This window comes from Synechococcus sp. N19, from assembly GCF_900474045.1.
Taxonomy (GTDB): Bacteria; Cyanobacteriota; Cyanobacteriia; order PCC-6307; family Cyanobiaceae; genus Parasynechococcus.
Genome location: NZ_UCNR01000009.1, coordinates 238,452 through 264,784, shown reverse-complemented (window position 1 = coordinate 264,784; position 26,333 = coordinate 238,452). Strand labels below are relative to the sequence as shown.

At 62.9% G+C, this 26,333-nt stretch carries 30 protein-coding genes; 18 read left to right on the top strand and 12 right to left on the bottom strand.

Annotated elements, in window-relative coordinates; genetic code table 11:
* The first annotated feature begins 14 nt into the window (after nt 1-14).
* Nucleotides 15-215, top strand: coding sequence for a hypothetical protein (locus tag DXY02_RS06445; protein ID WP_114988545.1), 201 nt, complete (start codon nt 15-17; stop codon nt 213-215).
* Here the strand turns inward: DXY02_RS06445 and DXY02_RS06440 are convergent.
* Entirely contained in the window at nt 201-668 is a 468-nt protein-coding gene (locus tag DXY02_RS06440; protein ID WP_244276177.1) for a WbuC family cupin fold metalloprotein, read from the bottom strand. The two genes, DXY02_RS06445 and DXY02_RS06440, sit on opposite strands and share 15 nt — an antisense overlap.
* 58 nt (nt 669-726) lie before the next feature.
* On the opposite strand from DXY02_RS06440, the gene DXY02_RS06435 reads away from it, so the two are divergent.
* Together DXY02_RS06435 and DXY02_RS06430 are read left to right on the top strand one after the other, a co-directional pair.
* Nucleotides 727-2,109: a PucC family protein gene (locus DXY02_RS06435; RefSeq protein ID WP_114988544.1), complete on the top strand. Its 1,383-nt coding sequence runs from the start codon at nt 727-729 to the stop codon at nt 2,107-2,109.
* 53 nt (nt 2,110-2,162) lie between these two features.
* Nucleotides 2,163-3,644 carry a deoxyribodipyrimidine photo-lyase gene (locus DXY02_RS06430; RefSeq protein ID WP_114988543.1) on the top strand — a complete coding sequence of 494 codons (1,482 nt, stop codon included), beginning with the start codon at nt 2,163-2,165 and terminating at the stop codon, nt 3,642-3,644.
* Here the strand turns inward: DXY02_RS06430 and DXY02_RS06425 are convergent.
* The 3 genes from DXY02_RS06425 to pyrH are packed head-to-tail and all read right to left on the bottom strand — an operon-like array spanning nt 3,641 to nt 6,086.
* Nucleotides 3,641-4,786, bottom strand: a complete 1,146-nt coding sequence (locus DXY02_RS06425; protein WP_114988542.1) for an NAD(P)/FAD-dependent oxidoreductase — start codon at nt 4,784-4,786, stop codon at nt 3,641-3,643. The two genes, DXY02_RS06430 and DXY02_RS06425, sit on opposite strands and share 4 nt — an antisense overlap.
* A complete protein-coding gene (gene frr / locus DXY02_RS06420; protein WP_114988541.1) occupies nt 4,783-5,331 on the bottom strand; it encodes a ribosome recycling factor in 549 nt (182 codons plus the stop codon). The genes DXY02_RS06425 and frr overlap by 4 nt, the downstream gene beginning before the upstream one ends.
* A gap of 41 nt (nt 5,332-5,372) precedes the next feature.
* A complete protein-coding gene (gene pyrH / locus DXY02_RS06415; RefSeq protein WP_114988540.1) occupies nt 5,373-6,086 on the bottom strand; it encodes a UMP kinase in 714 nt (237 codons plus the stop codon).
* Nucleotides 6,087-6,169: 83 nt separating this feature from the next.
* On the opposite strand from pyrH, the gene DXY02_RS06410 reads away from it, so the two are divergent.
* Nucleotides 6,170-6,364 (top strand): hypothetical protein, encoded by a 195-nt coding sequence (locus DXY02_RS06410; RefSeq protein WP_114988539.1) that lies wholly within the window; start codon nt 6,170-6,172, stop codon nt 6,362-6,364.
* Between the two features lie 18 nt (nt 6,365-6,382).
* On the opposite strand, the gene cobO is transcribed toward DXY02_RS06410, so the two are convergent.
* The 3 genes from cobO to DXY02_RS06395 are packed head-to-tail and all read right to left on the bottom strand — an operon-like array spanning nt 6,383 to nt 8,905.
* Nucleotides 6,383-7,048, bottom strand: a complete 666-nt coding sequence (gene cobO, locus DXY02_RS06405) for a cob(I)yrinic acid a,c-diamide adenosyltransferase (protein WP_114988538.1) — start codon at nt 7,046-7,048, stop codon at nt 6,383-6,385.
* Nucleotides 7,049-7,085: 37 nt separating this feature from the next.
* Entirely contained in the window at nt 7,086-7,718 is a 633-nt protein-coding gene (locus DXY02_RS06400) for a class I SAM-dependent methyltransferase (RefSeq protein WP_114988537.1), read from the bottom strand.
* A 32-nt stretch (nt 7,719-7,750) separates the two neighbouring features.
* Nucleotides 7,751-8,905 (bottom strand): site-specific integrase, encoded by a 1,155-nt coding sequence (locus DXY02_RS06395; protein ID WP_114988536.1) that lies wholly within the window; start codon nt 8,903-8,905, stop codon nt 7,751-7,753.
* 72 nt (nt 8,906-8,977) lie between these two features.
* Between DXY02_RS06395 and hemH the strand changes: the two genes are divergently transcribed.
* Genes hemH through DXY02_RS06365 form a run of 6 tightly spaced genes read left to right on the top strand, consistent with a single transcriptional unit; the run spans nt 8,978 to nt 14,531 of the window.
* Nucleotides 8,978-10,153, top strand: a complete 1,176-nt coding sequence (hemH, locus tag DXY02_RS06390; RefSeq protein ID WP_114988535.1) for a ferrochelatase — start codon at nt 8,978-8,980, stop codon at nt 10,151-10,153.
* Between the two features lie 56 nt (nt 10,154-10,209).
* Entirely contained in the window at nt 10,210-11,997 is a 1,788-nt protein-coding gene (gene ilvB / locus DXY02_RS06385; protein WP_114988534.1) for a biosynthetic-type acetolactate synthase large subunit, read from the top strand.
* On the top strand, nt 11,994-12,341 hold the full coding sequence (locus tag DXY02_RS06380; protein WP_114988533.1) for a nuclease: 348 nt from the start codon (nt 11,994-11,996) through the stop codon (nt 12,339-12,341). Before ilvB ends, DXY02_RS06380 begins: the two co-directional genes overlap by 4 nt.
* Complete coding sequence (locus DXY02_RS06375; protein ID WP_114988532.1) at nt 12,334-12,570, top strand: GIVxVP protein; 237 nt, start codon at nt 12,334-12,336, stop codon at nt 12,568-12,570. Before DXY02_RS06380 ends, DXY02_RS06375 begins: the two co-directional genes overlap by 8 nt.
* Nucleotides 12,571-12,616: 46 nt before the next feature.
* On the top strand, nt 12,617-12,847 hold the full coding sequence (locus tag DXY02_RS06370; protein WP_179948726.1) for a hypothetical protein: 231 nt from the start codon (nt 12,617-12,619) through the stop codon (nt 12,845-12,847).
* 22 nt (nt 12,848-12,869) lie between these two features.
* Nucleotides 12,870-14,531 carry an NAD(P)/FAD-dependent oxidoreductase gene (locus tag DXY02_RS06365; protein ID WP_114988531.1) on the top strand — a complete coding sequence of 554 codons (1,662 nt, stop codon included), beginning with the start codon at nt 12,870-12,872 and terminating at the stop codon, nt 14,529-14,531.
* 3 nt (nt 14,532-14,534) lie between these two features.
* On the opposite strand, the gene pgeF is transcribed toward DXY02_RS06365, so the two are convergent.
* The 3 genes from pgeF to DXY02_RS06350 are packed head-to-tail and all read right to left on the bottom strand — an operon-like array spanning nt 14,535 to nt 17,469.
* Nucleotides 14,535-15,329 carry a peptidoglycan editing factor PgeF gene (gene pgeF / locus DXY02_RS06360; RefSeq protein WP_114988530.1) on the bottom strand — a complete coding sequence of 265 codons (795 nt, stop codon included), beginning with the start codon at nt 15,327-15,329 and terminating at the stop codon, nt 14,535-14,537.
* Nucleotides 15,330-15,340: 11 nt separating this feature from the next.
* Nucleotides 15,341-16,225, bottom strand: a complete 885-nt coding sequence (locus tag DXY02_RS06355; protein WP_114988529.1) for a Tab2 family RNA-binding protein — start codon at nt 16,223-16,225, stop codon at nt 15,341-15,343.
* Nucleotides 16,222-17,469, bottom strand: coding sequence for a S1 RNA-binding domain-containing protein (locus DXY02_RS06350; protein WP_114988640.1), 1,248 nt, complete (start codon nt 17,467-17,469; stop codon nt 16,222-16,224). The genes DXY02_RS06355 and DXY02_RS06350 overlap by 4 nt, the downstream gene beginning before the upstream one ends.
* A 74-nt stretch (nt 17,470-17,543) precedes the next feature.
* Between DXY02_RS06350 and DXY02_RS06345 the strand changes: the two genes are divergently transcribed.
* The 6 genes from DXY02_RS06345 (at nt 17,544) to folE (ending at nt 22,837) form a co-directional block, all read left to right on the top strand.
* Complete coding sequence (locus DXY02_RS06345; RefSeq protein WP_114988528.1) at nt 17,544-18,386, top strand: creatininase family protein; 843 nt, start codon at nt 17,544-17,546, stop codon at nt 18,384-18,386.
* Nucleotides 18,387-18,462: 76 nt separating this feature from the next.
* Complete coding sequence (locus DXY02_RS06340; RefSeq protein ID WP_114988527.1) at nt 18,463-19,182, top strand: aldehyde oxygenase (deformylating); 720 nt, start codon at nt 18,463-18,465, stop codon at nt 19,180-19,182.
* 114 nt (nt 19,183-19,296) lie between these two features.
* Complete coding sequence (locus DXY02_RS06335; protein ID WP_114988526.1) at nt 19,297-20,337, top strand: long-chain acyl-[acyl-carrier-protein] reductase; 1,041 nt, start codon at nt 19,297-19,299, stop codon at nt 20,335-20,337.
* Nucleotides 20,338-20,356: 19 nt separating this feature from the next.
* Nucleotides 20,357-21,346 carry an acetyl-CoA carboxylase carboxyltransferase subunit alpha gene (locus DXY02_RS06330; RefSeq protein ID WP_114988525.1) on the top strand — a complete coding sequence of 330 codons (990 nt, stop codon included), beginning with the start codon at nt 20,357-20,359 and terminating at the stop codon, nt 21,344-21,346.
* Between the two features lie 24 nt (nt 21,347-21,370).
* Nucleotides 21,371-22,078: an SDR family oxidoreductase gene (locus DXY02_RS06325; protein ID WP_114988524.1), complete on the top strand. Its 708-nt coding sequence runs from the start codon at nt 21,371-21,373 to the stop codon at nt 22,076-22,078.
* 9 nt (nt 22,079-22,087) lie between these two features.
* Nucleotides 22,088-22,837 (top strand): GTP cyclohydrolase I, encoded by a 750-nt coding sequence (folE, locus tag DXY02_RS06320; protein WP_114988523.1) that lies wholly within the window; start codon nt 22,088-22,090, stop codon nt 22,835-22,837.
* 36 nt (nt 22,838-22,873) lie between these two features.
* Here the strand turns inward: folE and DXY02_RS06315 are convergent, their stop codons facing one another.
* Nucleotides 22,874-23,548, bottom strand: coding sequence for a phosphoribosylanthranilate isomerase (locus DXY02_RS06315; RefSeq protein ID WP_114988522.1), 675 nt, complete (start codon nt 23,546-23,548; stop codon nt 22,874-22,876).
* A gap of 62 nt (nt 23,549-23,610) precedes the next feature.
* On the opposite strand from DXY02_RS06315, the gene DXY02_RS06310 reads away from it, so the two are divergent.
* Nucleotides 23,611-24,861 carry a site-2 protease family protein gene (locus tag DXY02_RS06310; protein ID WP_114988638.1) on the top strand — a complete coding sequence of 417 codons (1,251 nt, stop codon included), beginning with the start codon at nt 23,611-23,613 and terminating at the stop codon, nt 24,859-24,861.
* Here DXY02_RS06310 and DXY02_RS06305 read toward each other — a convergent pair.
* Nucleotides 24,819-25,535: a lipoate--protein ligase family protein gene (locus tag DXY02_RS06305; RefSeq protein ID WP_244276176.1), complete on the bottom strand. Its 717-nt coding sequence runs from the start codon at nt 25,533-25,535 to the stop codon at nt 24,819-24,821. The genes DXY02_RS06310 and DXY02_RS06305 overlap by 43 nt on opposite strands.
* 27 nt (nt 25,536-25,562) lie before the next feature.
* Here DXY02_RS06305 and DXY02_RS06300 point away from each other — a divergent pair, with 27 nt between their 5' ends.
* The gene (locus tag DXY02_RS06300) at nt 25,563-26,330 is read left to right on the top strand and encodes a sulfite exporter TauE/SafE family protein (RefSeq protein ID WP_114988521.1); all 768 of its coding nucleotides are present in this window, start codon (nt 25,563-25,565) and stop codon (nt 26,328-26,330) included.
* Nucleotides 26,331-26,333 lie beyond the last annotated feature (3 nt).

Below are 26,333 nucleotides of genomic sequence, written 5' to 3'. Positions count from 1 at the left end.
CGCCGACGCAGTTCATGACTTCCAACGCCCGGATCGATTCGCTGCAGCTGATGCTCACGGATCTGCGCATGCGCAACGAGCCGATCCGTCACAAAGCGGCGTTTCGTGGTTGCCAGCCGGAATTTCAGGCGTTGGTGAGTCGTTTGATCGAGCAACTGGAAGGGGAACTGCTGGATGAGAAGCAGCGCTCCCGTGAAGCCTCACGTCAGGCCTGATCCTGAAAGAAGGTCGCGCCACTGCGACTCCTGCCTGGCGGCCTCCGTTGTGCCCTCCTGGGGGAAGCCGTTGAGAAAGTCTTTGTCTTGAGTGGGCTGGTAAGGCCCCTGCTTCAGCTCGAAAATCACGCTGTCGGCCTCCAGAGCCACCAGGGTGTGGAATTGATCTTCTGCAACCTCGATGCCGTGGGTAGGCCCCTTGGCGCTCAGATGCAGCTGCTGCTGAATCTCCCCCTCACTGTTGAACAGCAGCAGTCCGATGGCGCCCTGCAGCACCAGAAAACATTCGAAGCCTGTGCCGGAACCGTTGCGCCGGTGGCGGTGGGGCCGCACATAGGTGCCGGGCTGCAGCACGTTGAGGAAGCGCTGAACCGAATCCTGTTCCCGGTGGAAATTGTGGTTCAGGCGTAGGCGGGGGTGCTGCCGGGCCTCAGTGGCAACCTGCGCGAACAAATCACGATCGATTTTTTTGATATGCAGTGATACTTGCCTCAGGTTTTGAAATTCTGCCTTGGGCACGCTGACTCTTGGTCTGCGTTTGGGGCTGTTCCAGCTCAGCCTGGGGATTCTCGGAGTCCTGATCCTGGGACTGCTGAACCGTCTGTTGATTCAAGACATCCAGGTCCTGGCGGTGCTGGCGGCTGTTGCTGTGGGTGGTCAACAGTTGATGGGGTTTACCCTCGTCTGGTTCGGCCATCGTTCCGATCGCATCCCCATCAGCCGGCTGCGGCGCACGCCTTTCATCGTCAGCAGCACTGTGGTGATTGCTCTGTTGTTCGGTGCGGCCTGCCAGTTGGTGCTGCGCTTGGCCACCAGCATGGAGGCCTCTGGAGGTGAGCTGAATGTGCTGCTGATGGGTCTGTTGATCCTGGCTTTCGTTGGGATCGGAACCGCGATTGCTGCTGGTGGAACCGCCTTTTCGGCCTTGATCGCCGATCGCACCACGGAAGCCGAACGGCCGCGGGTGCTGTCGGTGGTGTGGGGGATGCGTCTCCTGGGGGTGTTGCTGGGAAGTGTTCTGGTGAATCAGGTGTTCGGCAGTGCCTGTGCGGCTGATGCCAGCCGTACCGCGGTGCTGGCTGGTTTGGAGCGTCTGTCGCTGGTGACGCCGCTGCTGCTGCTGGGGCTCGGGGTGGTGTCGGTCTTTGGCGTGGAGCGCCGCACCACAGGCTTGATGGTGCCGGCCGGGCCGGTCCCCCCCGATGTCCTCCAGCGGTTGGCTTTGCCCCAGTTGTTGTTGCAACTGCGCACCATCCCCCAGGCTGGCCGCTTCCTCGGGGTGCTGTGCCTGTTCACCTTCAGCATGTTCCTCAACGATGCGGAGCTTGAGCCCTACGGCGCGGCCGTCTTTGGCATGAGTGTCTGTGCCACCACATCGCTGAATGTGTTGATTGCCCTTGGCTTCTTTGCTGGCCTGGGTCTGAGTGGCTTTTGTTTGATTGAGCGTGCGGGCAACATCAGAACGGCCCGGGTGGGTGCGGTGCTGGCTGCTTTGGCTTTGCTGGTGATGCTTTGGGCCGGCTCTGGGCAGTCCATCCCCCTGTTGCGGACTGCTGTTGGTTTGTTTGGCCTGTCACTGGGGGTGTGCATGAATGCATGCCTCACCTTGATGTTCAGCTTTGTGCAGCCCGGCCGCACCGGCTTGCTGCTTGGTGTTTGGGGGGCGGGCTATGCCTATTCCTGCGGCCTGGCCACCATCTGTGGAGGCGGGCTGCTCACCTTGCTCAAAGCCTGGAACGGAGGTGATTTGTTTGCTGCCTATGGCGGCGTGTTCGGCCTGCAGATGGTTTGTTTCCTCGCTGCCGCGTTGATGACGCGCCGTTTGGATGTGGTGGGTTTCCGCAACACGGTGAACACTCGCTTTGCCGATGTCATGGAAATGGCAGTGGATTGAAGCTTGGCGGGAGCTCCGGATCCACTAGAACCGGGTCCTCTCCATTGCAGTGAATGGCAGCGCTGCAGATCGTCTGGTTCAAGCGTGATCTGCGCATCGTTGATCACCGGCCCCTGGCTGCTGCTGCGGAGCGGGGTTTGGTGCTGCCGCTGTATGTGGTGGAGCCGGAGTTGTGGCAGCAGCCCGATGCCTCCGAGCGGCAGTGGATGTTTTGCCGGGAGTCGCTACTGGAGTTGCGCCAGGCCCTAGCGGATCGGGGCCAACCCTTGGTGGTGCGCGCTGGGGATGTGGTGCAGGTGCTGGAACGGGCCCGTCGTCAGTTCGGCATTGATGGGCTGTGGAGCCATGAGGAAACCGGCAATGGCTGGACGTACCAGCGCGACAAACGCGTTGGAGCCTGGGCCCGTCGGTACGGCACCGCTTGGACGGAAATCCCGCAGTTCGGGGTGACGCGCCGGATGCGCAGCCGCAATGGCTGGGCCAAACGCTGGGAGGTTCAGATGACGGAGCCCATCACACCCGAGCCGGCCGCGTTGCAATCGCTGGAGGGTATTGATCCCGGCGTGATCCCGGAGCGCCCCTGTTCAGACCTGCTCTCGGATGCATGTCCGCAGCGTCAGATCGGTGGGCGGTCGATCGGCCTGGAGGAGCAGAACGACTTTTTGCAGCACCGCGCCCCGCGCTATCAACGGTCGATGTCGAGCCCCAACACCGCGTTCACCGGTTGTTCGCGCCTGTCGGCTTATCTCACCTGGGGTTGTCTCTCGATGCGGGAAGTGCTTCAGACCAGCCGCACCCACAGCGGCCGCGGCGTCAGCAGCTTTGAATCACGGCTGCACTGGCATTGCCATTTCATTCAGAAGCTGGAGGACCAGCCGGCGATTGAATTCAGGGATTTCCATCCGTTCATGCGCGGCATTCGCGCAGCCGACGCCGAGCGCTTGAGGGCCTGGAGCGAAGGTCGCACTGGCGTCCCCTTTGTGGATGCCTGCATGCGCGCCTTGCGGGCCCATGGCTGGATCAACTTCCGCATGCGGGCGATGTTGATGTCTTTTGCCAGCTACAACCTCTGGCTTCCCTGGAGAGACAGTGGCCTGCATCTGGCCCGTCAGTTTGTGGATTACGAACCGGGGATTCACTGGAGCCAGTGCCAGATGCAATCGGGCAGCACCTCGATCAACACGATTCGGATCTACAACCCGATCAAGCAGGGCATGGACCACGACCCCCAGGGGCTGTTCATCCGCCAGTGGTGCCCTGAACTCAAGGATGTGCCCACGATTCACATCCATGAGCCCTGGATGCTGGGTGGTGGCATGCCAGCACCGATCGTTGATGTCACCGCATCGATGCAGGATGCCAAAGATCGCATCTGGGAGATTCGCCGATCAGCCGGTTTTGATCGCCATGCCGATGCGATTCAGCGCAAGCATGGCTCACGTAAGGCGGGGTTGAAGCCAACAACGGCTCGCCGACGCAGGCGCAAATCACAGCAGCCCGACAACGGCAGCCAGCAGCTCAGCCTCGGTCTTTAGTTGCGCTGCAGCAGCAGCCGCTTGATCACCCGTTGGGCGATGTCGCCATAGCCCATCTCCCCGGAGAGGATCTGAGCAATGCGCCGTGGTGCGGTGGGCCGCTTGATCCCCAGCTGATAGCCCACACCGGGGAAGCGATAAAACACCTGGGCAATGCGCCGGCCCCAGGCCATCGACTCACCCCAGCGCTCCCGCATGCTGCGGCTGTAGCCCCGCAGATCCTTGCTGTCGCCCTTGAGCCATGGGCTTAGATGTCGGGCCGCTTCGCAGCCACTCATCAGGGCAGGGCGTAGCCCTTCCGCCAAAAAGGGGTCGCAAAGCGATGCCGCATCCCCCACCACCACAATGCCGTTGCCATCAAGACGGTGATGGCCGTTCCACACCCGCAGTTGGCCGCGCTGACGGATGCCTGCATCGGCGGCGAAACCCAGATCCGGCAACAGCTGAGCCAGCACCTGCTCCGGGTCGGCGTCCTGCTTGCCGATGAAACTGCCCACACCGATGTTCACACCACCTGCGAGTGGAAAGGCCCAGGCGAAGCCCTGTTTCACCAGGCCGAATTCAAAGCGGGTGGTGCCATTGCTGAGGTTGCCTTGACCCTCGAGCCGCACCGACATGGTGGTGGCCATCTGGGGCTGTTTGGCCCCCAGGCCGAGCCGTTGGGGCCAAGGGGATCCCGAACCGTCGGCGATCACCACGCCCCGCCCCTTCCAATGGCGTCCGTCGGTTGCCGTGACGTGCCAGACGTCTTCATGGCGCCGGATGTCATTGACTTCAACGCCTGAAAGGCGTTTTGCCCCAGCCTGAATGGCCTGATCTGAGAGCAGTTGATCCAGGGTTTCGCGGCGCACAATCCAGAACGGTGCATCCCCTGGCAACTCGGCCACCACCGGATCCTCCAGGCACCAACTGAAATCCACCTGCCGGATCACCTGCTCCACCGCTGGCTCCAAGGAAAAGGGGAACCACTGCTGAACTGAGGCCGCCATGCCTCCTCCACAGGGTTTGATCCGCGGCTCGGCGTCGCGCTCCAGCGTCAGAACGTCATGGCCTGCTAATGCGAGATGAACTGCCGCGGCACCGCCAGCGGCCCCGGACCCGACGATCAGGACGTCGTGGGTCCGATCTGATTCGTTGCTCACACCTTGAGGATGTCGGCCTCCTTGGTGGCCAGGTGCTGTTCCAGTTCGGCGATGAATTTGTCGAGTGTTTTCTGAATGCCGTCCTGCTCGTCGCGGCTCTGGTCTTCGGAGAACTCGCCCTCCTTTTCCTGCTTCTTGATCTTGTCGATCGCGTCGCGGCGCAGGTTGCGCAGGGCCACCTTGCCTTCTTCGGCGTACTTCGAGGCCAGCTTGCAGAACTCCTTGCGGCGCTCCTCGGTGAGGGGCGGCACATTGATGCGGATGATCTTGCCGTCGTTGTTGGGGGTGAAGCCCAGCTCACTCATCGCAATCGCCTTCTCGATCGAGGCCAGGGCGCTGATGTCGAACGGTTGGATCTGGATGGTCTGGGAGTCCGGGGTCGACAGGGTGGCCAGCGACTTCAGCGGTGTGTCAGCGCCGTAGTACTCAACGCTGATGCGGTCCAGCAGGGAGGAATTGGCCCGGCCGGTACGGATCGTGTTGAAGTTGCGCTGGGTGGCCTCCACCGACTTGCGCATGCTGGCTTCGAGGTCCTGGGTCGACATGGTTGCTGAGGGAGGAGGCGTGCGAACTGGGTTGGCGTTGTTTAGGAGGGGTCGCCGATGCGGGACCCGATCGGTTCCCCGGCCACGGCTCTGCCGATGTTGCCAGGTTCAAACAGGTTGAAGACAACAATCGGGATGTTGTTGTCTTTGCAAAGGGCGATGGCGGTGCTGTCCATCACGCCCAGCTCTCCGCTGAGCACATCCTGATAGCTGAGCTGCGCGTGCTTCACCGCGTCGGCGTGCTTGGCCGGGTCTTTGTTGTAGACCCCATCCACCTTGGTGGCTTTGAACACCACATCGGCATTGATTTCGGCGGCCCTCAGGGCAGCCGTGGTGTCGGTGGTGAAAAACGGGTTGCCGCAACCGGCGCCGAACACCACCACCCGGTTTTTCTCCAGATGCCGAATTGCCTTGCGACGGATATACGGCTCCGCCACTTCCTGCATGGCGATGGCGGTCTGCACACGGGTGGGAACACCAGCCCTCTCGAGCCCGTCTTGGAGGGTGATGGCGTTCATCACCGTGGCCAACATGCCGACGTAGTCAGCTGTGGCTCTCTCCATGCCCGCTGCAGACCCCTTCAGCCCGCGGAAGATGTTGCCGCCGCCCACGACGATCGCCAGCTGGGTGCCATTGGCCACCACCTTGGCCACATCGGAAGCAATCGACTGAACAATGGCGGGATCGATGCCATAGCCCTGAGATCCCATCAGAGCTTCGCCGCTGAGTTTCAGCAGGACGCGTGTGTAGGTCATCTACGGTCCAGATCCTTTCGACAGTAGCAAGCACTGGCATAAGCCTCTGATCGCCGCTTGGATGGGGAAACCGCGGCTGTTTGATGCCAGAGACCGATGCCACCCAAAGCGGTGTGATGGCCCGTCTCACGCTTTCAGCCCTGGAACGGGCCAGTCAGGATCCCGACTGCTGGCGTGAACCGGTGGTGCATCGCGCTCTGTTGGTGAGTGGGCTTTCGGTGCTTACCGCTGCCACCCGTCATCTTCAAGATGATCTCGAGGCGGCTGAAGCGGCCTGAGGCCGGCTGGTTCAACCCTTAAAACTCGATGCCTGCCTGGGCTTTCACCCCCTGTTCGCGGAAAGGGTGGTGCACCAGGGTCATTTCTGTCACCAGATCGGCTCGCTCCATAAGCTCGGCTGGTGCACCTCGGCCAGTCACCGCCACGTGGGTGAACTCCGGTCGCTCGTTCAATCCGGCGATCACCGTATGGGCCTCGATGTAGCCCAGTTTCAAGGCCACGTTCAGTTCGTCGAGCAGCACCAATTTCACGCTGGCATCGCGGAGATAGCCCAGGGCCGTCTGCCAGGCCGCCTCCACCAGTTGCTGATCCCGCTCTCGGTTCTGGGTTTCCCAGGTGAAGCCTTCGCCCAGGGCATGCCAACTCACCTGATCACCGAAGGCCTGCAGTGCCCGTGCTTCGCCGGGCTCCCAGCCCCCCTTGATGAATTGAACAATGGCCACCCGCTCGCCATGGCCAAGGGTGCGCAGCACCAGCCCAAGCCCGGCGGTGGTTTTTCCCTTGCCCTGGCCGGTGAACACCAGCACCAGCCCCTTCTCCTTATTTCGTTCCTCCACCCGTTGCTTCTGTACCTGCTGGCGCCGCTCCATCCGTTTGCGGTAACCGGCATCGTCGGTTTCTGGGGCGAGCTTGCCCCCCATGCCCAGTTCCGCGGCGGATTGATCGAGGTCGTAGGTGCTCATGGGGAGAGGGGCTGTTGGTTCTGGAGGGGTGTTGGTTCTATCGAGGCCGAGTGGCGGTGATGCGTTGCAGGGCCCGACCCGCCAGCAGCTCCTGGCTCACGCTGCTGAACCCGAGTTGCTCCAGCTCGGTGGGGAGGTCGTCCTCCAGCATGGCGGTGGCGGTGTCGGTTTCAAATAGGGCACAAAACAGTTGCTGGGGAAGCTTCAGCCAAGGGCCGGCCGGATGCAGATCCACAAGCACCAACCAGCCGCCCGGTTCCAGCAGCCGTAGGGCACTGTGGAGCACCCGTTCCCGATCGCTGCGGGGGAATTCATGCAGGGCCACGCTCAGCTGGATGGCGCTGAAGCTGGCATCGGCCAGGGGCGGATCTTCGGCCAGCCCTTCCACCCGCTTCAAGTTGGGGTGGCGTTGGGCGGCGAGATCCAGAGCCCGGGGGGAGACATCGAGCCCCGTCACGGCGTAGCCCGCCGCCAGCCAGGGGGCCGCTGCTTCGCCACTGCCGCAGCAGAGATCCAGCACCGAAGCGCCGGGCTTGAGATGGGGCTGCACCGCCTCGAGCCCGAGGCCCCGCAGGCGCTCCACCCCGCCAACACTCAGCGACGACACCGCCGTGACCGTGTCGTAAATCCAGCGGTAGCGGTAGGCCAGCGGCCTCAGAAATGAGCTCATCGTTGAAGTGAAAACAAGCAGACAGGGTGTAGTCAGGCCGGTTGCCGGGCCAGGGCTGCATCCACCGCCTGCTGCTGATCACGCCGGGTGATCCAGTGGTGATAGGTGCGGGTGTGGATCGTCACCGAGTGGCCCATCATCCTGGCGGCGACGGTGTCCGGCAGGCCGACATGGATGGTGCGCACCGCCCAGGCGTGGCGCAGGTCGTAGGGGGTGATCGGCAGGTCGTAGCGGCGGAACTGCTCACTCACCCGTCGTCCCACTTGCTGCAGGGTGGTGCGCCGCAGATCGGTCTGGATGGCTGGCAGAGCGGCCGGGTTCTCCGCCAGCTCCCGCAACCCGAAGTGCTCGACCCAGTCGGGGTGGAACGGCCAGCTCTGGTGTTCACCGGTTTTGGTGGTGGGCAACACCCGCAGCACCTGATCCCCGCCCGCTGCCAGGGAGGAGCAATCGCAGAAGAACACCTCGTGGTTGCGCAGGCCGTAGGTGGCCATCAGGGCAAAGGCCAGGCGCCACTGTGGATTGGGGATGCGGCCTGCGGCCTCGAGGATCTGCGGATCGGTGGGCAGCTGGCGGAAGCGGGCACGGTGCAGGCCATAGCCGCCGGCCTCCTGGCGCCAGGAGGCCGGCAAGGGCAGCTCCAGGTGCCGGGCCAGGGCGGCCAGGGCTGTGGCGCATTGCTGCCGGCTGCGGCTGCCGTCCTCGTAACTGGTCAGCGTCTGCATCAGCAGCGCTGGCTCCAGCGGCTGATCACCGCACTGACGCGCCAGTCGCCGGAGGTAGGGCAAATAGGCACTGGTCCAGGTGGTGCGACTGCTCGCCGGGGAACGGCGTCGGCGCGGGTCGGCAAAAAAAGCTGCTTCGAAGCCCTCGATGGCGGCCTGGATCCCGATCGAACGCCCTCCGGCCGTGGCTGCAGAGGAGGAGGCCGACCAGAGCGTCCAATCAAAACTGCGCTGCTCCAGTTGCAACTGCACCAGGGCAGCGGTGCTGAGGGCCTGATTCAGTCCTGCTGCATCGGCCATCAGCCCCAGGCTGATCCGTTGCAGGCCGTTGCGGCTCGGATCCCCGCGCAACGGCAGAGACCCGCGCAGGTTCAGCCGCCGACCCCGCTGTTCGATGCGCAGGCGCGACCCCTGTGCCGCCAGCTGCGCATTGGCGGTCTCCAGCGCACTTTTGAGCTCCATAAATGTGTCGTTGGAACCAAGGATCGCGTCCGTGGCGGCTACGCTCAACCCCCGAAAACCGTTCTGATCGGTATGTCTCGCGTCGGTGTCGTCCTGCTGAACCTGGGTGGCCCGGAGCGGATCCAGGACGTTGGCCCGTTTCTCTACAACCTGTTCGCCGATCCGGAGATCATTCGGCTTCCGAGTCCGGCGCTGCAGAAGCCGCTGGCTTGGTTGATCAGCACCCTGCGCAGTGGCAAGTCGCAGGAGGCCTATCGCTCCATCGGTGGCGGATCACCGCTGCGGCGCATCACCGAGCAGCAGGCCCGTGAACTCCAGAGCTTGCTGCGCCAGCGCGGCATCGATGCCACCAGTTATGTGGCCATGCGCTATTGGCATCCGTTCACCGAATCCGCTGTGGCGGACATCAAGGCCGATGGCATGGATGAGGTGGTGGTGCTCCCCCTATACCCCCATTTCTCGATCAGCACCAGTGGATCCAGTTTCCGTGAGCTGCAGCGCCTGCGTCAGGCGGATCCGGCCTTTGAGAAGTTGCCGATTCGCTGCATCCGCAGCTGGTTTGACCACCCGGGCTATGTGAAGGCCATGGCCGAGCTGATCGCGACAGAGGTCCGCAACAGCGACGACCCCACGAAGGCTCACGTCTTCTTTAGTGCCCACGGTGTGCCGAAGAGCTACGTCGAAGAGGCGGGCGACCCCTATCAAAAAGAGATCGAAACCTGCACCGGTTTGATCATGAAGGAGTTGGCCGTTCAGATGGGCCACGAGAACCCCTTCACCCTGGCCTACCAAAGCCGTGTGGGTCCGGTGGAGTGGCTCAAGCCCTACACCGAGGAGGCCCTTGAGGAATTGGGGCAAGCCAAGACCAACGATCTGGTGGTGGTGCCGATCAGCTTCGTCAGCGAACACATCGAGACGCTTGAGGAAATCGACATCGAATACCGGGAGTTGGCCACCGAAGCCGGTGTGGTGAATTTCCGTCGGGTGCGTGCTCTCGACACCTATGCCCCCTTCATCGAGGGATTGGCGGATCTCGTGTCCACCAGCCTGCAGGGCCCTGAGGTGAGTCTCGATGCGGCGGCGGAGCTGCCCAACAAGGTGAAGCTCTATCCCCAGGAGAAGTGGGAATGGGGTTGGAACAACAGTTCCGAGGTCTGGAACGGCCGTCTGGCCATGGTTGGTTTTTCAGCCTTTTTGCTCGAGCTGATCAGTGGTCAAGGGCCGCTGCACGCCCTCGGCTTGCTCTGACCAAGCCAGGGGAGCTGCGGGCCCTTAACCTTGGGGGTCATTGACCCGTCGCCTCTGTGACTCTCACCTCAGCGTCTTCGGCCGTCACTGGGCAGCAGGCCGGTCACGGTGGCCAGAGAATGTCTGGGGCGACAGCCCTGATGGATGCGTTGCGGCGCCATGGCGTCGACACGATTTTCGGCTACCCCGGCGGCGCGATTCTCCCGATCTACGACGCACTCCATATCGCCGAGAGCGAGGGTTGGGTGAAGCACATCCTGGTGCGGCATGAGCAGGCCGGCACCCACGCGGCCGATGCCTATGCGCGTGCCACCGGCAAGGTGGGCGTTTGCTTCGGCACCTCGGGGCCGGGTGCCACCAACCTGGTGACCGGCATCGCCACCGCCCAGATGGACTCGGTGCCCATGGTGGTGATCACCGGTCAGGTGCCGCGTCCGGCGATTGGCACCGATGCCTTCCAGGAGACCGACATCTTCGGCATCACCCTGCCGATCGTGAAACATTCCTGGGTGGTGCGCGATCCGGCTGATCTCGCCTCCATCGTTGCCCAGGCCTTCCTGATTGCAGCCAGTGGTCGTCCGGGCCCCGTGCTGATCGACATCCCGAAGGATGTTGGCCAGGAGATGTTCGATTACATGCCGGTTGAGCCCGGATCGATTGTTCCCAAAGGCTTCCGCAAGCCTCAGCCCCCCCGGGATGAACCGATCCTGTCGGCGCTTGAGCTGATCGCCGAGGCGGAGCGTCCGCTGCTCTATGTGGGCGGTGGTGCGATCTCAGCCGGTGCTCACGACAGCCTGCGGGTGATCGCTGAGCGCCATCAGATCCCTGTCACCACCACCTTGATGGGGAAGGGTGCCTTCGATGAAAACGACCCTCTCTCGGTGGGCATGCTCGGCATGCATGGCACGGCCTATGCCAACTTCGCCGTCACCGAATGCGATCTGCTGATTGCTGTTGGCGCCCGTTTTGACGATCGGGTGACCGGAAAGCTCGACACCTTCGCCCCCCGGGCCCGGGTGATCCACTTTGAGATTGACCCGGCCGAAATCGGCAAGACCCGCCGCCCCGATGTTGCGGTGCTCGGTGATCTGGGCCTGAGCGTGGCGCGCTTGGTGGAGCTGAGCCTGCAGCAGCAGGTGCAACCCCGCACGGCCCCTTGGTTGGCGCGCATCGCCGAGTGGAAACAGACCTATCCCCTCACCGTGCCTCCCACCGAAGGCCCCCTCTTCCCCCAGGAGGTGCTGCTTGCCGTTCGCGAGCTGGCACCGAATGCCATCGTCACCACGGACGTGGGTCAGCACCAGATGTGGGCGGCCCAGTACCTGCGCAATGGGCCCCGGGGCTGGATCAGCAGTGCCGGTCTTGGAACCATGGGCTTCGGCATGCCGGCCGCCATGGGCGCCCAGGTAGCGTGCCCCGATAGTCAGGTGGTGTGCATCGCGGGTGACGCCAGCATCCTGATGAACATCCAGGAGTTGGGAACCCTGGCGGCCTATGGCCTTCCGGTGAAGGTGGTGATCGTCAACAACCACTGGCAGGGCATGGTGCGTCAGTGGCAGGAGAGCTTCTACGAGGAGCGTTATTCCGCCTCCGACATGCTCAATGGCATGCCGGACTTCGTGGCTCTCGCCCGCTCCTTCGGTGTGGACGGCGTGCACATCCGCGAGCGGGACTCGTTGAAGCGTGATCTCGAGGCGGCGCTCAAGGCCCCCGGCCCGATGTTGATCGACATCCACGTGCGTCGTGGTGAGAACTGCTATCCGATGGTTCCCCCGGGCAAAAGCAATGCTGAAATGGTGGGCCTTCCGGCTCCCATGCCGGTCCTCAACGCCCCGACCTCTTGATTCGTCTTGTCTTAATCGGCGTTCTGCTGCTGCTTTGGGCGGTACCGGTACAGGCTGCAGAGGTGCTTCAGGTGCGCAGCAGTTCCCTGCTGCAGGTGGGAGACCACAACCGCACTTACACCGTTGCCCTGGCCTGTTCCGCCGTTGATGCAAGCCAAGAGGCCGAGGCCACTGCATGGTTGCGTCAGGAACTGCCGCGCCGTCGCAAGGTCAATCTGCGGCCGGTCGGCTCCAGCGAGGGGCAGCTGATGGCCAGAGTGACCCCGCTCGGTGCTGAGCGTGACCTCAGCACCGGCTTGATTGCCGCTGGTTTGGCCAGCAACAGCTGTGGGGTCGATGGCTGATAACCGCATTGCCCGGGGCATTGTCTTGGTGCCCTGTCTGCTGCTGGGGGGTGCCTTTCTGGCCACAGCGGCCTGGGGGCAGGGCGCCGCAGCTGAAAACCGCACCCTGGCCATCGGCATCGGTGCTGGCTTGCTTTTGGCAGGTTGGTTGTCCCAGTTGGGTGGCGGCTCAGACGGTGGGCCTGAATCCTCTGTGACAAAACCGGACGAGTCCGACCCCTCTCCCTAATTGCGGGGATCGGGTTGCTTCCCTCCGATCCCATGTCGAAGCCTGAGTGGCGACGTTGGCCTTGGCCGATGCAGCACCCTTGCCGTTGTCCGCTGACGGGGGCATCGATGCGATGGGTTGGTTGGACCCTGATCAGAAGGAGGTCGTTCCGATTTGCCAGGCCTTTGATCAGCGTCGCCGCGGGGAGCGTCTTCGACTGAAGGCGGTGGCCAGTGATTCCCGCTTTCGTGCTGGCCTTGCACCATCGGGCCAGGCCATGGCCGGTCTGATCGAATGAGGTCTGGGGACACGACCTCGAGATGCTGCGCCTGAGTGAACTGAAGCTGCCCCTCGACCATGGGGAGGAAGCGCTGCAGGAGGCGGTGCTCAAGCGTTTGAGGATTCCGCCGGATCGTCTTCTGGGTCAGACCCTGGTGAAGCGCAGTGTTGATGCGCGACGTCGCGACCGGATTCAGCTGATTTACAGCGTGGATGTGCAAGTGAAGGGTGAAGCCGCCCTGTTACGGCGCATCGGCAACAAAGGCCGGGTGCGTCTGGCTCCAGACACCCGCTACCGGTCTGTGGGTCATGCCCCCGATGGCTTCCCCTTGGATGCGGCCGATCGGCCTGTGGTGGTGGGGGCAGGTCCCTGCGGTTATTTCGCTGCTCTGCTGTTGGCACAGATGGGGTTCCGACCGCTGTTGCTGGAACGGGGTCAGGCCGTGAAGCAACGCACCGCTGACACCTTTGGCTTCTGGCGGGGCACCAGCCCCTTCAATCCGGAATCCAATGCCCAATTCGGTGAGGGGGGAGCCGGCACCTTCTCCGACGGCAAGCTCTACAGCCAGGTGAGCGATCCCGAGCACTACGGCCGCAAGGTGCTGGAGGAGCTGGTGGCCTGCGGTGCCAGCGAGGAGATCCTCACGCTGCACCGCCCCCACATCGGCACCTTCAAACTCGCCACCGTGGTGCGTGGCCTGAGGGCACGGATTGAAGCCCTAGGCGGTGAGGTGCGTTTCAACAGTCGCGTCACACGCCTTCAGCTCAGCGACAGCAGCGCTGGCAAGCCCCATCAACTCGATGGCTTGGTGCTGGCCGATGGAACGGAGATTCCCTGCCGCCATCTGGTGCTGGCTCCCGGTCATTCCGCGCGCGACTGCTTCGAAATGCTGGAGCAGATCGGTGTGCAGCTGCAGCGCAAACCGTTTTCCGTGGGCGTGAGGATTGAGCATCCGCAGCATCTGATTGACGCAGCCCGCTGGGGAGAGGCGGCGGGCCATCCGCGTCTCGGGGCCGCCGAGTACAAGCTGGTTCACCATGCTGAAAACGGCCGCTGCGTCTACAGCTTCTGCATGTGTCCCGGAGGATTTGTGGTGGGTGCCACCTCGGAGGAAGGCCGGGTGGTGACCAATGGCATGAGCCAGCACTCCCGCAACGAGCGCAACGCCAACAGCGGTTTGGTTGTGGCTCTGGACGCCGATGACCTGGCACCGTTTGAACGCTTCCCCGGGGATCCGCTGGCGGGGATTGCTCTGCAACGGGAGCTCGAGGAGCGCGCCTTCAGGCTTGGAGGGAGCAGTTACGCCGCACCGGCGCAGCGGTTGGAGGATTTCCTGGCGGCCCGTCCCTCCACCCGTCTGGGTGGCATCGCCGCGTCGTATCAGCCGGGTGTGCATCCCGCCGATCTGGATGACCTGCTCCCTGCTGCCATCGTTGAGGCCTTGCGGGAGGCGTTGCCGGCCTTTGCCCGCAAGCTGAAGGGGTATGACCATCCCGATGCGGTGCTCACCGGCGTGGAAACCCGCACGTCATCGCCCGTGCGGATCCCCAGGGATGAAGCGTTGGAATCGCTCAATGTGAAGGGGCTGGTGCCCGCGGGTGAAGGGGCGGGCTATGCCGGCGGCATCCTCTCGGCCGGAATCGATGGCATTCGAGCTGCTGAAGCCTTGGCCATTCAGATCCTGGGGAGCAAGCCTGTTTAAGTTTCAGCTGCAGACGTGGGCTTGCGCAACGATTCCGCTCCACTGAACGGCTTTCACCTGATCCCGTCGCCAGGAATGGAACAGCTCGGGCTCACTGACGGTGCACAGCGGGCAGTGGGCGATCCGTTCGCTGGGGATTCCTGCGCCGTGGAGCTGCACTCTGGCGGCGGTTCGAATGTCCAGGCGATGCCGCCCCGGTTGCTCATCCGGCAGCAGGGCCCCTGCATCGGACAGGGAAGCCTCGTTGGGGACCGCGGCGCTGACGGCCTTCACCACCTCATCGCCCACCTGGTAGCAGGGGCCGCTGACGGCCGGGCCCAGGGCAACCACCAGATCCTCTCGCCGGGCCCCCCTCTCCACCAACCGATCCAGGGCCGTGATCAGGATTCCAGCCGCCACCCCCCGCCAACCGGCATGACAGGCCGCGGCATGCCCGGTGCCGGGATCCGCGATCAGAACCGGTGTGCAGTCGGCACCGCACACCCAGAGGCTCTGGCCCCCGCGATCACTCACCAGGCCATCGGCCTCAGGCCAGGGATCCTGCGGGGCGTCGCTGGCGTTCAGAACGATTCCACTGTGGATCTGCTGGGGCCTGTGGACGCTGATGCCGGCGCTGACGTACCCCGCCAGTTCATCAGGACCACGGCCGTGCCAGAGCCGGGTGAAGAAGCCGTGCTCGAACCCCCGCTCATGCAGCAGATCGCTCTGGAGGTAATAGCCCCCGTAACAACCGATCCAGGTCCAGCCCTTCAACGTGTTGAAGCGGCTGTCTGGTCGATCAAACGGCCCGTCTTTCATCTGCCCTGCAATCAGGCCATGGGGATGTCCCGCAGCATCCAGAAGCCGCCGAAGGTCTGTTCTTCGGGGCTGGACTGGATGGCGATGAACTGGAGGCCGCGCACCTGCTGCTGCGAAGTGGCCAGGGCCTCGGAGATTTCAGCGGCGATGCCCGGCTCCAGGTCGCTCACCAACCAGCGGTCGTCCTGACCAGCCTCCAGCACCAGCTGGCGGTCTTCAACGATCATCCGCACCGGTTCCAGACCCCCCAACCAGCCCGCCATGGCGAGGGAGCGGCTCTGGCTGAACAGGCGCAGACCCGGCACAGAGGACTCGGGGTCGATGCCATCGGGCACCGGCAGCAGCCCGCTGAAACTCATTGGCCATTCCGATGCCTCCAGCAGGAGGCTCGCCGGCAGGGCGGCCCAGCTCCAGGCGTCTCCTTGAACTTCCTCCGGCAGGGGCACTGGAGGGGTGGGAACAGGCGCCGGCGGTGGTGCCAGTGGGCCGGCCATGAAGCCCTCCTCCTCGGGATACACCTCCCTTTCGCGCTGCTGAAGCCAGTCGAGCAGGGCGAAGGTGCGGCGACTTGGAATCACCTCGAGGTCTTGTTCGGCGGCGGCGCGCTGCACCATGGTGCGCATCGAACTGCGCCAGCAGCGCAGGCGGACGGGCGAACCCCAGCCCCCGCTTGCGGATGCCTGTTTGGCTTCAGCTAGGGCTTGGCTCAACCAAAGCGAGTTCACCTCACCAGAGGGGCAAACCTTGGCGAAGCGAAATGGCTCTGCATCCCCAGTTGCAGCGGGGGTGGAGGTGATCAGCAGTTCCCAACGCTTGCGGCCATCGGCCTCAAGGATGGGTCGGGAGTAGAAGTCGAGTTCCCAGTCTTCGGCGGCTGTCAGGGCAGCAGTGCTCATCCGGCCGATTGCTCCTGCTGTTTCAGGGTGTTCTGGGCGCGGCTGGCTCGATCGGCGGCCTCAGCCATCACTTTGTCTTTTTCGATCAGCAGCTCTCCAGGAGGCCCCTCCAGCAGGGCTGTGTTGAGGCCGATCCGTCCGCGGCCCGGGTCCAGTTCCGTGATCAGGGCCGAAACGCGGTCGCCCTGGTCGAACACCTCACGGATCGAGCGCAGGCTGCCATTGGTGATGGCTGATTGGTGCAGCAGTCCGCTGATGCCACCAAGGTCGATGAACAGGCCGTAGGGCTTCACCGCAGCAACCTGCCCTTCCACCAATTGGCCTACTTCCAGATCCTGGAAGCGTTCAGCGACGGCGGCTCGTTTTTCGGACAGCACCAGCTTGCGCGTCTCCGAATTCACCTCGATGAAGGCCACGCCCAGGGTCTTGCCCACCAGCTCCTGGTGGTTTTCACCGTTTTGGAGTTGAGAGCGGGGAATGAAGCCGCGCAGCCCTTCGAGATCGCAGGTGACACCGCCGCGGTTGAAGCCATTGACTATGACTTGAACCACTTTTCCCTGCTTCTCCAGTTCCTTCACCCGGTCCCAGCTCTTGCGCAGCTCAAGGGCGCGACAGCTGATCGTGACCATCCCATCAGCGTTCTGCTCACGGGTCACCAGAACTTCAACCTCCAGTCCCTTGGGAAAGCGCTCCCGGAAGTTGGTCACCACGCCAAGGCCCGCCTCGCTCTTGGGCATGTAGCCGGGGGCTTTGCCGCCGATATCCACGTACACGCCATCGCTTTCGATGCCGATCACCGTGCCCTTGATCACCTCACCGGTGGTGCCCACCGGAGCGTTCTCGTCCAGGGCGGCGAGGAAGGCTTCTTCATCGAAATCGAAGTCATCCACGCTGCGCGGCTGATTGCGCTGCTCCTTCTTGGGTTGTTGATCCGGCGCGCCCATCAGGTCGGCCATGGTCATGCCTTCCATGCCGCCCATGTCGAACAGAGCGTCGTCATCCGTGCCTGGAGACGAGGTGGAGTCCTGCTGGACCGGTCTCGGCGGGGTGGCGAGACCCGCCCGTTCCTCAAGGATGCGTGCCTTTTCCGCCGCAGCCTCTGCTGCTGCCCGTGCTTCAGCCGCTTCACGAGCCAGCTTTTCCTGCTCTTCGCGGCGGTTGATCTGCATCACCTGCAGCGGTTTCGTCGCTGCCGGCTTGGGTGCCTTGGGGCGGTTGGGCTGCGGACTGCCGGCTGCGGGCATGGACCATTGGGCTTGTCGATCGCTCATTTTGACAGGCTGGGTCGGGATCAGCACCCCCGTGCCTGTGCAACGCCATGGACCAGCTCCGCAAGCGATTTGATCAGTTGACCTGGCCCGAGGCCAGCCGTGCTGCCAGCCAACCTGGTGCCACGGTGATCTGGCCGTTCGGAGCCTGTGAGCAACACGGCCCCCAACTGCCGCTTTCGACGGACGCTGTTTTTGCTGAGGGCATCCTCGATTCAGTGTTGCGCGAGCTTGAGCCAGCTCTGCCGATTTGGCGACTGCCCTGTCAGGCCATCGGCTTTTCGCCTGAGCACCAGAACTTTCCCGGCACCCTCAGCCTTTCGGCTCCTCTGCTTCTGGATCTGGTCGACCAGGTGGGCATGCAGCTGGCGGCGATGGGGGTGCAGCGCCTGGTTCTGTTCAACGCCCATGGCGGCCAGATCGGTTTGCTGCAGGTGGCAGCCCGACAGCTGCGCTCTCGCTGCCCGTCGTTGGCTGTTCTGCCTTGCTTCCTCTGGAATGGTGTGGAGGGGCTGGCGGATCTGTTGCCCGAGCAGGAGTTGGCCCATGGACTTCATGCCGGCCAAGCCGAAACCAGCTTGATGCTGCAGATGGCCCCAGAGCTGGTTGGATCCGCCCGCCCGGTGGATGGACATCCAGCACCGGGATCCGCGCAGGATCCTCCAGCGGGCTGGAGTCTCGAGGGGGCGGCGCCCTGCGCCTGGCTCACCGACGACCTCAGTGCGACGGGAGTGATCGGTGATGCGCGCCAGGCCTCCGCTGATCTGGGACGTTGCCTGCAAGATCGCTTGATCAACCACTGGCAGGAGCGTTTTCAAGCCCTTCTGGCCAGTGACTGGCCACCCTCGCAAAGTCTTCTCCCCAAACCGTCCAACATCACGCCCAAGTCCTGAACCTTGGACGCATGTGTCACCAACTCTTGGGGCTCTGGTTATTGTCAGTCCCACTAAACGTGGTGGACAGCGTCCTATGACGACCCTCAATGCACCTGAAGCACCCGTGCTGGAGGGCCAGGACGCACTGCCCGATTTCACAACCGAGGCCTACAAAGACGCCTACAGCCGGATCAACGCCATCGTGATCGAGGGCGAACAGGAAGCCCACGACAACTACATCTCTCTGGGCACGCTGATCCCCGAACAGGCCGAAGAACTCAAGCGTCTGGCGCGGATGGAAATGAAGCACATGAAGGGCTTCACCTCCTGCGGACGCAACCTCGGGGTTGAAGCCGATCTTCCCTTCGCCAAGAAGTTTTTCGAACCCCTTCACGGCAATTTTCAGGCCGCTCTCAAGGAGGGCAAGGTGGTCACCTGCCTGCTGATTCAGGCCTTGCTGATCGAAGCATTCGCCATTTCGGCCTATCACATCTACATCCCTGTGGCCGATCCCTTCGCCCGCAAAATCACTGAGGGTGTGGTGAAGGACGAATACACCCACCTCAACTACGGCCAGGAATGGCTGAAGGCCAATTTCGAGGCCAGCAAGGACGAACTGTTCGAGGCCAACAAAGCCAACCTGCCTCTCATCCGCTCGATGCTGGAAGACGTGGCTGCTGATGCGGCCGTCCTTCACATGGAGAAGGAAGACCTGATCGAGGACTTCCTGATCGCTTACCAGGAAGCTTTGGGTGAAATCGGCTTCACCTCCCGCGACATCGCCCGCATGGCCGCAGCAGCGCTTGCTGTTTGATCCGTTTCAGGGCCTTATCCAACGCCGGTTTATCGACAGGCACGTTGCCGTCGATACCGGTTGCCATGGGAGCATGGTTGTTCGAGGTGTTCTTTGAGACGTCAGCGGTAAGACATGTTTGGTCTGATCGGACATTCAACGAGTTTTGAGGCTGCTCGCCGCAAGGCGATGGAACTCGGGTTCGATCACATCGCCGACGGTGATCTGGATGTGTGGTGCAGTGCACCTCCGCAGCTTGTTGAGCATGTGCAAGTCACGAGTCCCGTGGGCACCACCATTGAGGGTGCCTACATCGACTCCTGCTTCGTGCCCGAGATGCTGAGCCGCTTCAAGACGGCCCGGCGCAAGGTGCTCAACGCCATGGAACTCGCCCAGAAGAAGGGCATCAACATCACTGCCCTGGGTGGCTTCACCTCGATCATTTTCGAGAACTTCAACCTGCTTCAGCACCAGACGGTGCGGAGCACCACCCTGGATTGGCAGCGGTTCACCACCGGAAACACCCACACGGCCTGGGTGATCTGCCGTCAGGTGGAGAACAATGCTCCAAGTCTCGGGATCGATCTCCGCAAAGCCAAGGTGGCCGTCGTTGGTGCCACTGGTGATATCGGCTCCGCCGTCTGCCGTTGGCTGCAAGCACGCACCGGAGTTGGTGAGCTCCTGCTGGTGGCGCGTCAGCAGCAACCGCTGCTTGATCTTCAGCAGGAACTGGGCGGAGGCCGGATTCTGTCGCTCGATGAGGCCTTGCCTGAGGCCGACGTGGTCGTCTGGGTGGCAAGCATGCCCCGCACCCTTGAGATCGATCAAGACAGCCTCAAGAAGCCCTGTCTGATGATTGATGGGGGCTACCCCAAGAACCTTGATACGAAGGTTGCCGGTGGTGGCATCCACGTTCTCAAGGGTGGAATCGTTGAGTTCTGCCGCGACATCGGCTGGTCGATGATGGCTATTGCCGAGATGGAGCGGCCGCAGCGCCAGATGTTTGCTTGCTTTGCCGAAGCCATGCTGCTCGAGTTTGAGCGCTGCCACACCAACTTCAGTTGGGGGCGCAACAACATCACCCTGGAGAAGATGGATTTCATCGGCGCGGCATCGGTGCGCCATGGGTTCAGCACCTTGAACCTTCAACCCAACCTGCAGGCCACTGCTGCCTGACCTTCGAAGAGCCAGAGCCATGCCCCGTCGCCCCCTGCTTGAGTTCGAAAAACCGCTCGTCGAGCTGGAGCAGCAGATTGAGCAGATCCGTCAGCTGGCCAGAGATTCGGAAGTCGACGTCTCGCAGCAGCTTCAGCAACTGGAAAGCCTCGCGGCCCGACGGCGTCAGGAGATCTTTCAGGGGCTGACTCCCGCTCAGAAAATTCAGGTCGCCCGTCATCCGCAGCGTCCGAGCACGCTGGATTTCATCCAGATGTTCTGCGACGACTGGGTTGAACTGCACGGCGATCGTCGCGGTAACGACGACCAGGCCTTGATCGGCGGTGTCGGCCGGGTGGGCGATCGCCCCGTGATGTTGATCGGCCATCAGAAGGGCCGCGACACCAAAGAGAACGTCGCCCGCAATTTCGGGATGGCGGCTCCGGGTGGATACCGCAAAGCCATGCGGTTGATGGATCATGCCGATCGCTTCCGCCTGCCGATTCTCACGTTCATCGATACCCCTGGGGCCTATGCCGGCCTTGAGGCCGAAGAGCAGGGTCAGGGTGAAGCGATCGCCGTCAACCTGCGGGAGATGTTCCGCTTGCGCGTTCCGGTGATCGCCACCGTGATCGGTGAAGGCGGATCCGGCGGTGCCTTGGGCATCGGGGTGGCCGATCGCTTGCTGATGTTCGAGCACAGCGTTTACACGGTGGCCAGCCCTGAGGCCTGCGCCTCCATCCTCTGGCGTGATGCGGCTAAAGCGCCTGATGCGGCGGCAGCCTTGAGGATCACCGGCCGGGACCTGCTGGAGCTTGGGGTGGTGGATGAGGTGCTTGAGGAGCCCTCCGGCGGCAACAACTGGGCACCATTGGAGGCCGGAGAAAACCTGCGTGCGGCAATCGAGCGTCATCTCGACCAACTGCTGAGCCTTTCGGAACAGCAACTGCGCGAGGCCCGTTACTCCAAATTCAGGGCTATGGGACGGTTTCTCGAAAAAACGTCACAGGATGTCGACAAAGCCGCTTAAAGTGTCGCGGTTTGCTAACGGTTTTTGCCAACGGCTCTAATCACAGGTGCGAGCCGAGGCATAGGTCGCCGAACTGCTGAGCTTCTGGCTCATCGAGGATGGGATTTGCTGCTCACCGCCCGCAGCGCTGATCAACTGGAGCAGCTGAGTGCTCAGCTCAGCACCAAAGGTGTTTCTGTGGCCTCTGCCGCCATCGACCTGACGCAACCCGATGGCATCGCAGCTGCGATGGCTGGCTTGTTGCAGCAGGGTGAGACCCCTTCCGTGTTGATCAACAACGCGGGTGCGGCCTACACCGGCGATTTATTGGCCATGCCGATCGAGCGTTGGCAATGGCTGCTACAGCTGAATGTCACCAGCGTGATGCAGGTTTGTTCTGCTGTTGTTCCAGCTATGCGTGAGAACGGTGGACTGGTGATCAACATCAGCAGTCACGCCGCCCGCAATGCCTTTCCTCAATGGGGGGCGTATTGCGTCAGTAAAGCTGCCTTGGCCAGCTTCACCCGCTGCCTGGCGGAAGAGGAACGGAGCAATGGCATTCGTGCCTGCACCCTCACTCTTGGGGCCGTGAACACACCACTGTGGGACGCGGAAACCGTACAAAGCGATTTCGATCGTCGTGCCATGCTCTCTGTCGATCAGGCGGCAGAAACACTGGCGAATCTGGCGTTGCAACCCAGCAACCAGTTGATCGAAGACCTCACCCTTATGCCGGCCGTCGGCGCCTTCTGAACGAACACCATGACCTCCACAGTCCCTTTCGTTTCCAACGGCGTCGCCAACGGCAACGGCAATGGCAGCTTGAATCCCCAGATTTCTGCGCGCATCCGTGATCGCCTGAGGGAAGCGGGTGCTTCCTTCCTGGCGAACGACAACATCGCTGATCACCTCCAGCCGGGTGAGCTGGATCAGCTTCAGGTTGAAGTTGCAGACAAGATTCGCGACCTGCTGCGCAGCCTGGTGATCGATATCGATAACGACCACAACACCCATGAGACGGCGGAGCGCGTCGCCAAGATGTACCTCCAGGAGGTGTTCAAGGGGCGCTACCACCAGCAGCCCAAGGTGGCCAGCTTCCCCAATGTGAAACAGCTGGATGAGATCTACACCGTTGGCCCGATCACGGTTCGTTCCGCCTGTTCACACCACCTGGTGCCGATCATGGGCAACTGCTGGATCGGGATCAAACCTGGTGCCCGGGTGATCGGTCTCTCCAAATTCACCCGCGTGGCTGACTGGGTCTTCTCCCGCCCTCACATCCAGGAAGAGGCTGTGATGATCCTTGCCGATGAAATCGAGAAGCTCTGTGAGCCTCAGGGTCTCGGCATCATCATCAAGGCGCAGCACTACTGCATGAAGTGGCGTGGGGTGAAAGAGCCCCAAACCAGCATGGTGAACTCCGTTGTGCGCGGCGATTTCCGCCACGACCCAAGCCTCAAGCAGGAGTTCTTTGAGCTGGTGCGTCAGCAGGAAGCGCTGCTCAGCACCTGATCAGCCGCGATTCAACGCTCTTTCAACTCCTCGACTTCACGGTCTCGACCTCACAGCCTCGACAAGGGCTTGCACCTTGTCGAGGTTTTTCCATCCCGGTCGTTCCTCAAGCCGACTTGAGGCATCGAGTCCCTGGGGAGTGACTCGGCTGAGCAGTTCTGGAACCCACTCCGCACTCACTCCCCCTGCCAGCCACCACGGCACCGAAAGCTCGGTTTCGGCCAGCCAATCAAGGGGGATCCGGTGCCCGGTGCCGCCCAGTTGATCGGCGCTCCAGGCATCGAGCAGCAGAGCATCCACATGGGGCGCGTACTGCTCGAGCTGCTTGAGATCGTTGGGTTCACGCACCCGCAACGCTTTCCACCACTGCTGCCGGGGGTAGCGCTGTTTCAGGTGTTGGCAGCGTTGGTCTGACTCTCTGCCGTGCAGCTGCACCACGGAGGGCTGCCCAGCACCGTTGAGCGCTTCCTCGAGAGCGGCATCGTCGGGATCGGCCACCACCCAAACGCGATGCAGCTGGGGGTGCTGTTGTTCCAGCAGCTGGAACAAGCCCCTGCGCTGGGCTGGTTCCACAAAGCGTGGGGTGGCGGGAACGCCGATCACGCCAATCGCCTGCACCCCCATCTGTGCGATGGCTTGAGCCTGCTCGGGGTCGGTGATCCCACAGATCTTGAGGTTTGGAGTGGGGCGGGGATCACGCAAGGGCTGCATGGGTTGCTCTCCCTAGGATCGTGGATGACAGTCCGCAGCAGCGGCACACGACGGGATTGGCGGTGGGAGAGGGCTGGCAGGTGCTCAAGATTGGCGGAATTCCCCTGCGGCTTCAGCCCAGCTGGTTGTTTGCCGTGGCGATCTTCACCACGTTGTTTCAGTCCCGCTACGCGACAACGGCCTCGGTAACGGCGAGTTGGGGGCTGGGATTGCTGACCACCTTGTTGCTGTTCAGCTCCGTGCTGCTGCATGAATTGGGCCATGCCCTGATGGCCCTGCGGGAAGGGGTGAAGGTGTTGAGCATCACCCTGTTTCATCTGGGCGGCATCGCGCGGGTGGAGAAGGAATGCCCCACCGCCATGGGCAATCTGCGCATTGCGGCTGCTGGCCCGATTGTGAGTTTGGTGTTGGCCTTCGGGATGCTGGCGGGGGCTGCAGCGCTGTCGGACACCCAGCCCTTGGCCACACAGTTGTTGAGCCAGGTGGGTTTGCTCAACTTGATGCTCGGCTTGTTCAATCTCTTGCCCGGGCTGCCCCTCGATGGCGGGCTGATCCTCAAGGCCTTGGTTTGGAAGCTGAGCGGTAGTCAGCAGAAAGGCGTTCAGGTGGCCTCGGCGTCCGGACGGGCTTTGTCGATGCTGATGATCCTGTTGGGTGGTGTTTTGCTCTGGCAGGGCTGGGGGCTCAACGGCGTCCTGCTGATGTTGATCGGTTGGTTCGGCCTGAGTGCCAACCGCAGTCAGACCCAGATGCTGCAGTTGCAGACGGTGCTGCGGGAGTTGAAGGTGGAGGCTGCGGCAGGCAAACGTTTCCGCGTGCTGGAGGCGGATCAGACCTTGCGGCGCCTCAGTCAGCTGCGGCTGATCGCCAGCGAGGCGGAGGGACCTGCCGATTGGGTGCTCGTCTGCAAGAGCGGTCGTTGGGTGGGTTGGATTGACGATCAACCCTTGAAACTGCTGCCGGTGCAGCAATGGGACCAACAGCGCCTCGAGGATCATCTGCGCCCCCTCACTGAACTGCCGTCCATCGCCAGTTCGGCTCCCCTAGTGGAGGCGGTGCCGGCCTTGGAGGCGGCCTCCCAGGGACGCCTGTTGGTGATGAGTGCTGCGGGCCTTCCTTCCGGCACCCTTGACCGCATGGATCTGGGCGATGCGGTGCTGAAGCGGCTCGGGGTGAGCCTGCCCCCCGCGATCCTCGACGAGGCGCGCAAGCGCAATGGATACCCCCTGGGTTTGGCGATGCTTCCCCAGATGGTGCAGTCGATGCAGGCTCAGAGCGCAGAGCAGGACGCCAGCTCAACCTCGAACTCCTGAACTTCCTCAGCCTTCAGAGGCTGCATCTGCCACGAGCAATGGCTCCAGGATTGAACCAGGCTCTGGCGCAGTCGCTGATCCAGGTCCAGCCGGTTGATCCGGGCTGGAGCCGCCGCTGGAGCCGCTTCCTCAAACACCTCCTCCCAGAGCTCAGCAGGGGGATCCAGCAGGATTTCACCGTGTTGAAGCAGGCGACCGTTCTGCCAGCGCTGGGCGCTACCGATCCGTTTGACGCCGGACGGATCCACCAGGTCGGCCACCGTTGCCGAGGCGAAACAGTTGTTTGCTTCAGCACCCGCCGTATCGGAACCGAAGTGCAGCGCTAGCCCGAGATCCTGGAAGCCATGGATCAACCACTGGCAGGCCTGGCGGTAAGCCTCCTGGCGTCGCCGGGGTGCATCCGGCCAGATCAAGGAATAGGTGAGACCGCCGGCATGAAGCACGGCCCGACCTCCGCTCGGGCGTCGCACCAGGCTGATGCGGCCGCGGCGGGCCAGCTCATTCCAGTGTTCAGGCCAGTGGCGTTGATGGCGTCCGAGCGAGAGCCAGGGCCCATCCCAGCGGTAAAAACGCAGAACCGGACCGTTGCTGCGCTTCAGAAGCCAGGCATCCAAAGCCATCTGGGTGTGTCCATCCGCTTGCTGGGTGGGGAGCAAACGCCCGGTTGCGGGCATGCTGGAGGGAAGCATCGATCGCACGCCATGGTGCCTTGGTGGGATGTGCCGATCCTGATCGCCCTGGGCCTGCTGGCGGGGGGCTTGGCCGGGTTGTTGGGAATCGGCGGTGGCTTGATCTTTGCCCCGCTCCTGCTCTGGCTTGATCTCCCGCCCCATCAGGCCCTGGCCACCAGCAGTTTCGCCATTGTGCCCACGGCTTTGGCGGGCACCATCACCCATCTGCGCCAGGGCCGGCTGCCGACCCGGCCGGGACTCGCCATCGGCTTGGCGGCCTTTGGCTCGGCACTGCTGTTCGGTGGTTTGGCCGGTTTGGCAGCGGGCTGGATTCTGCTAGCGATGCAGACGCTGATGTACATCGTGCTGGCGTTCTGCGTTCGCGAACGGCCCGAGGCGGATGCCAATGATGACGTTGATGACGGCAGCGCTCCGCAGTTGGCGGGTGTGGGCTGCATCGCCGGCTGGACCGCTGGGATGTTGGGCCTGGGCGGGGGGCTTGTGATGGTGCCCCTGATGAGCGGTCCGATGTCTGTGCCGATTCATCAGGCCGTGCGGCTGAGCACGGTGGCGGTGCTCTGCTCGGCCAGCGCAGCATCCCTCCAGTTCCTGCATGAAGGACGCGGCGTTCCTCTGATGGGCCTGCTGCTGGGGGCGGTGGCGGCGATCGCTGCGCAGTGGACGGCCAGCCGGCTCGATCAGTTTGATGCGGCCCTGCTGGTGCGCTGTCTGCGGGCACTCGCCATCATCCTGGCGATCGACAGCTCCAGGCGGGCCCTGCAGCTTTGGCTGAGCTGACTG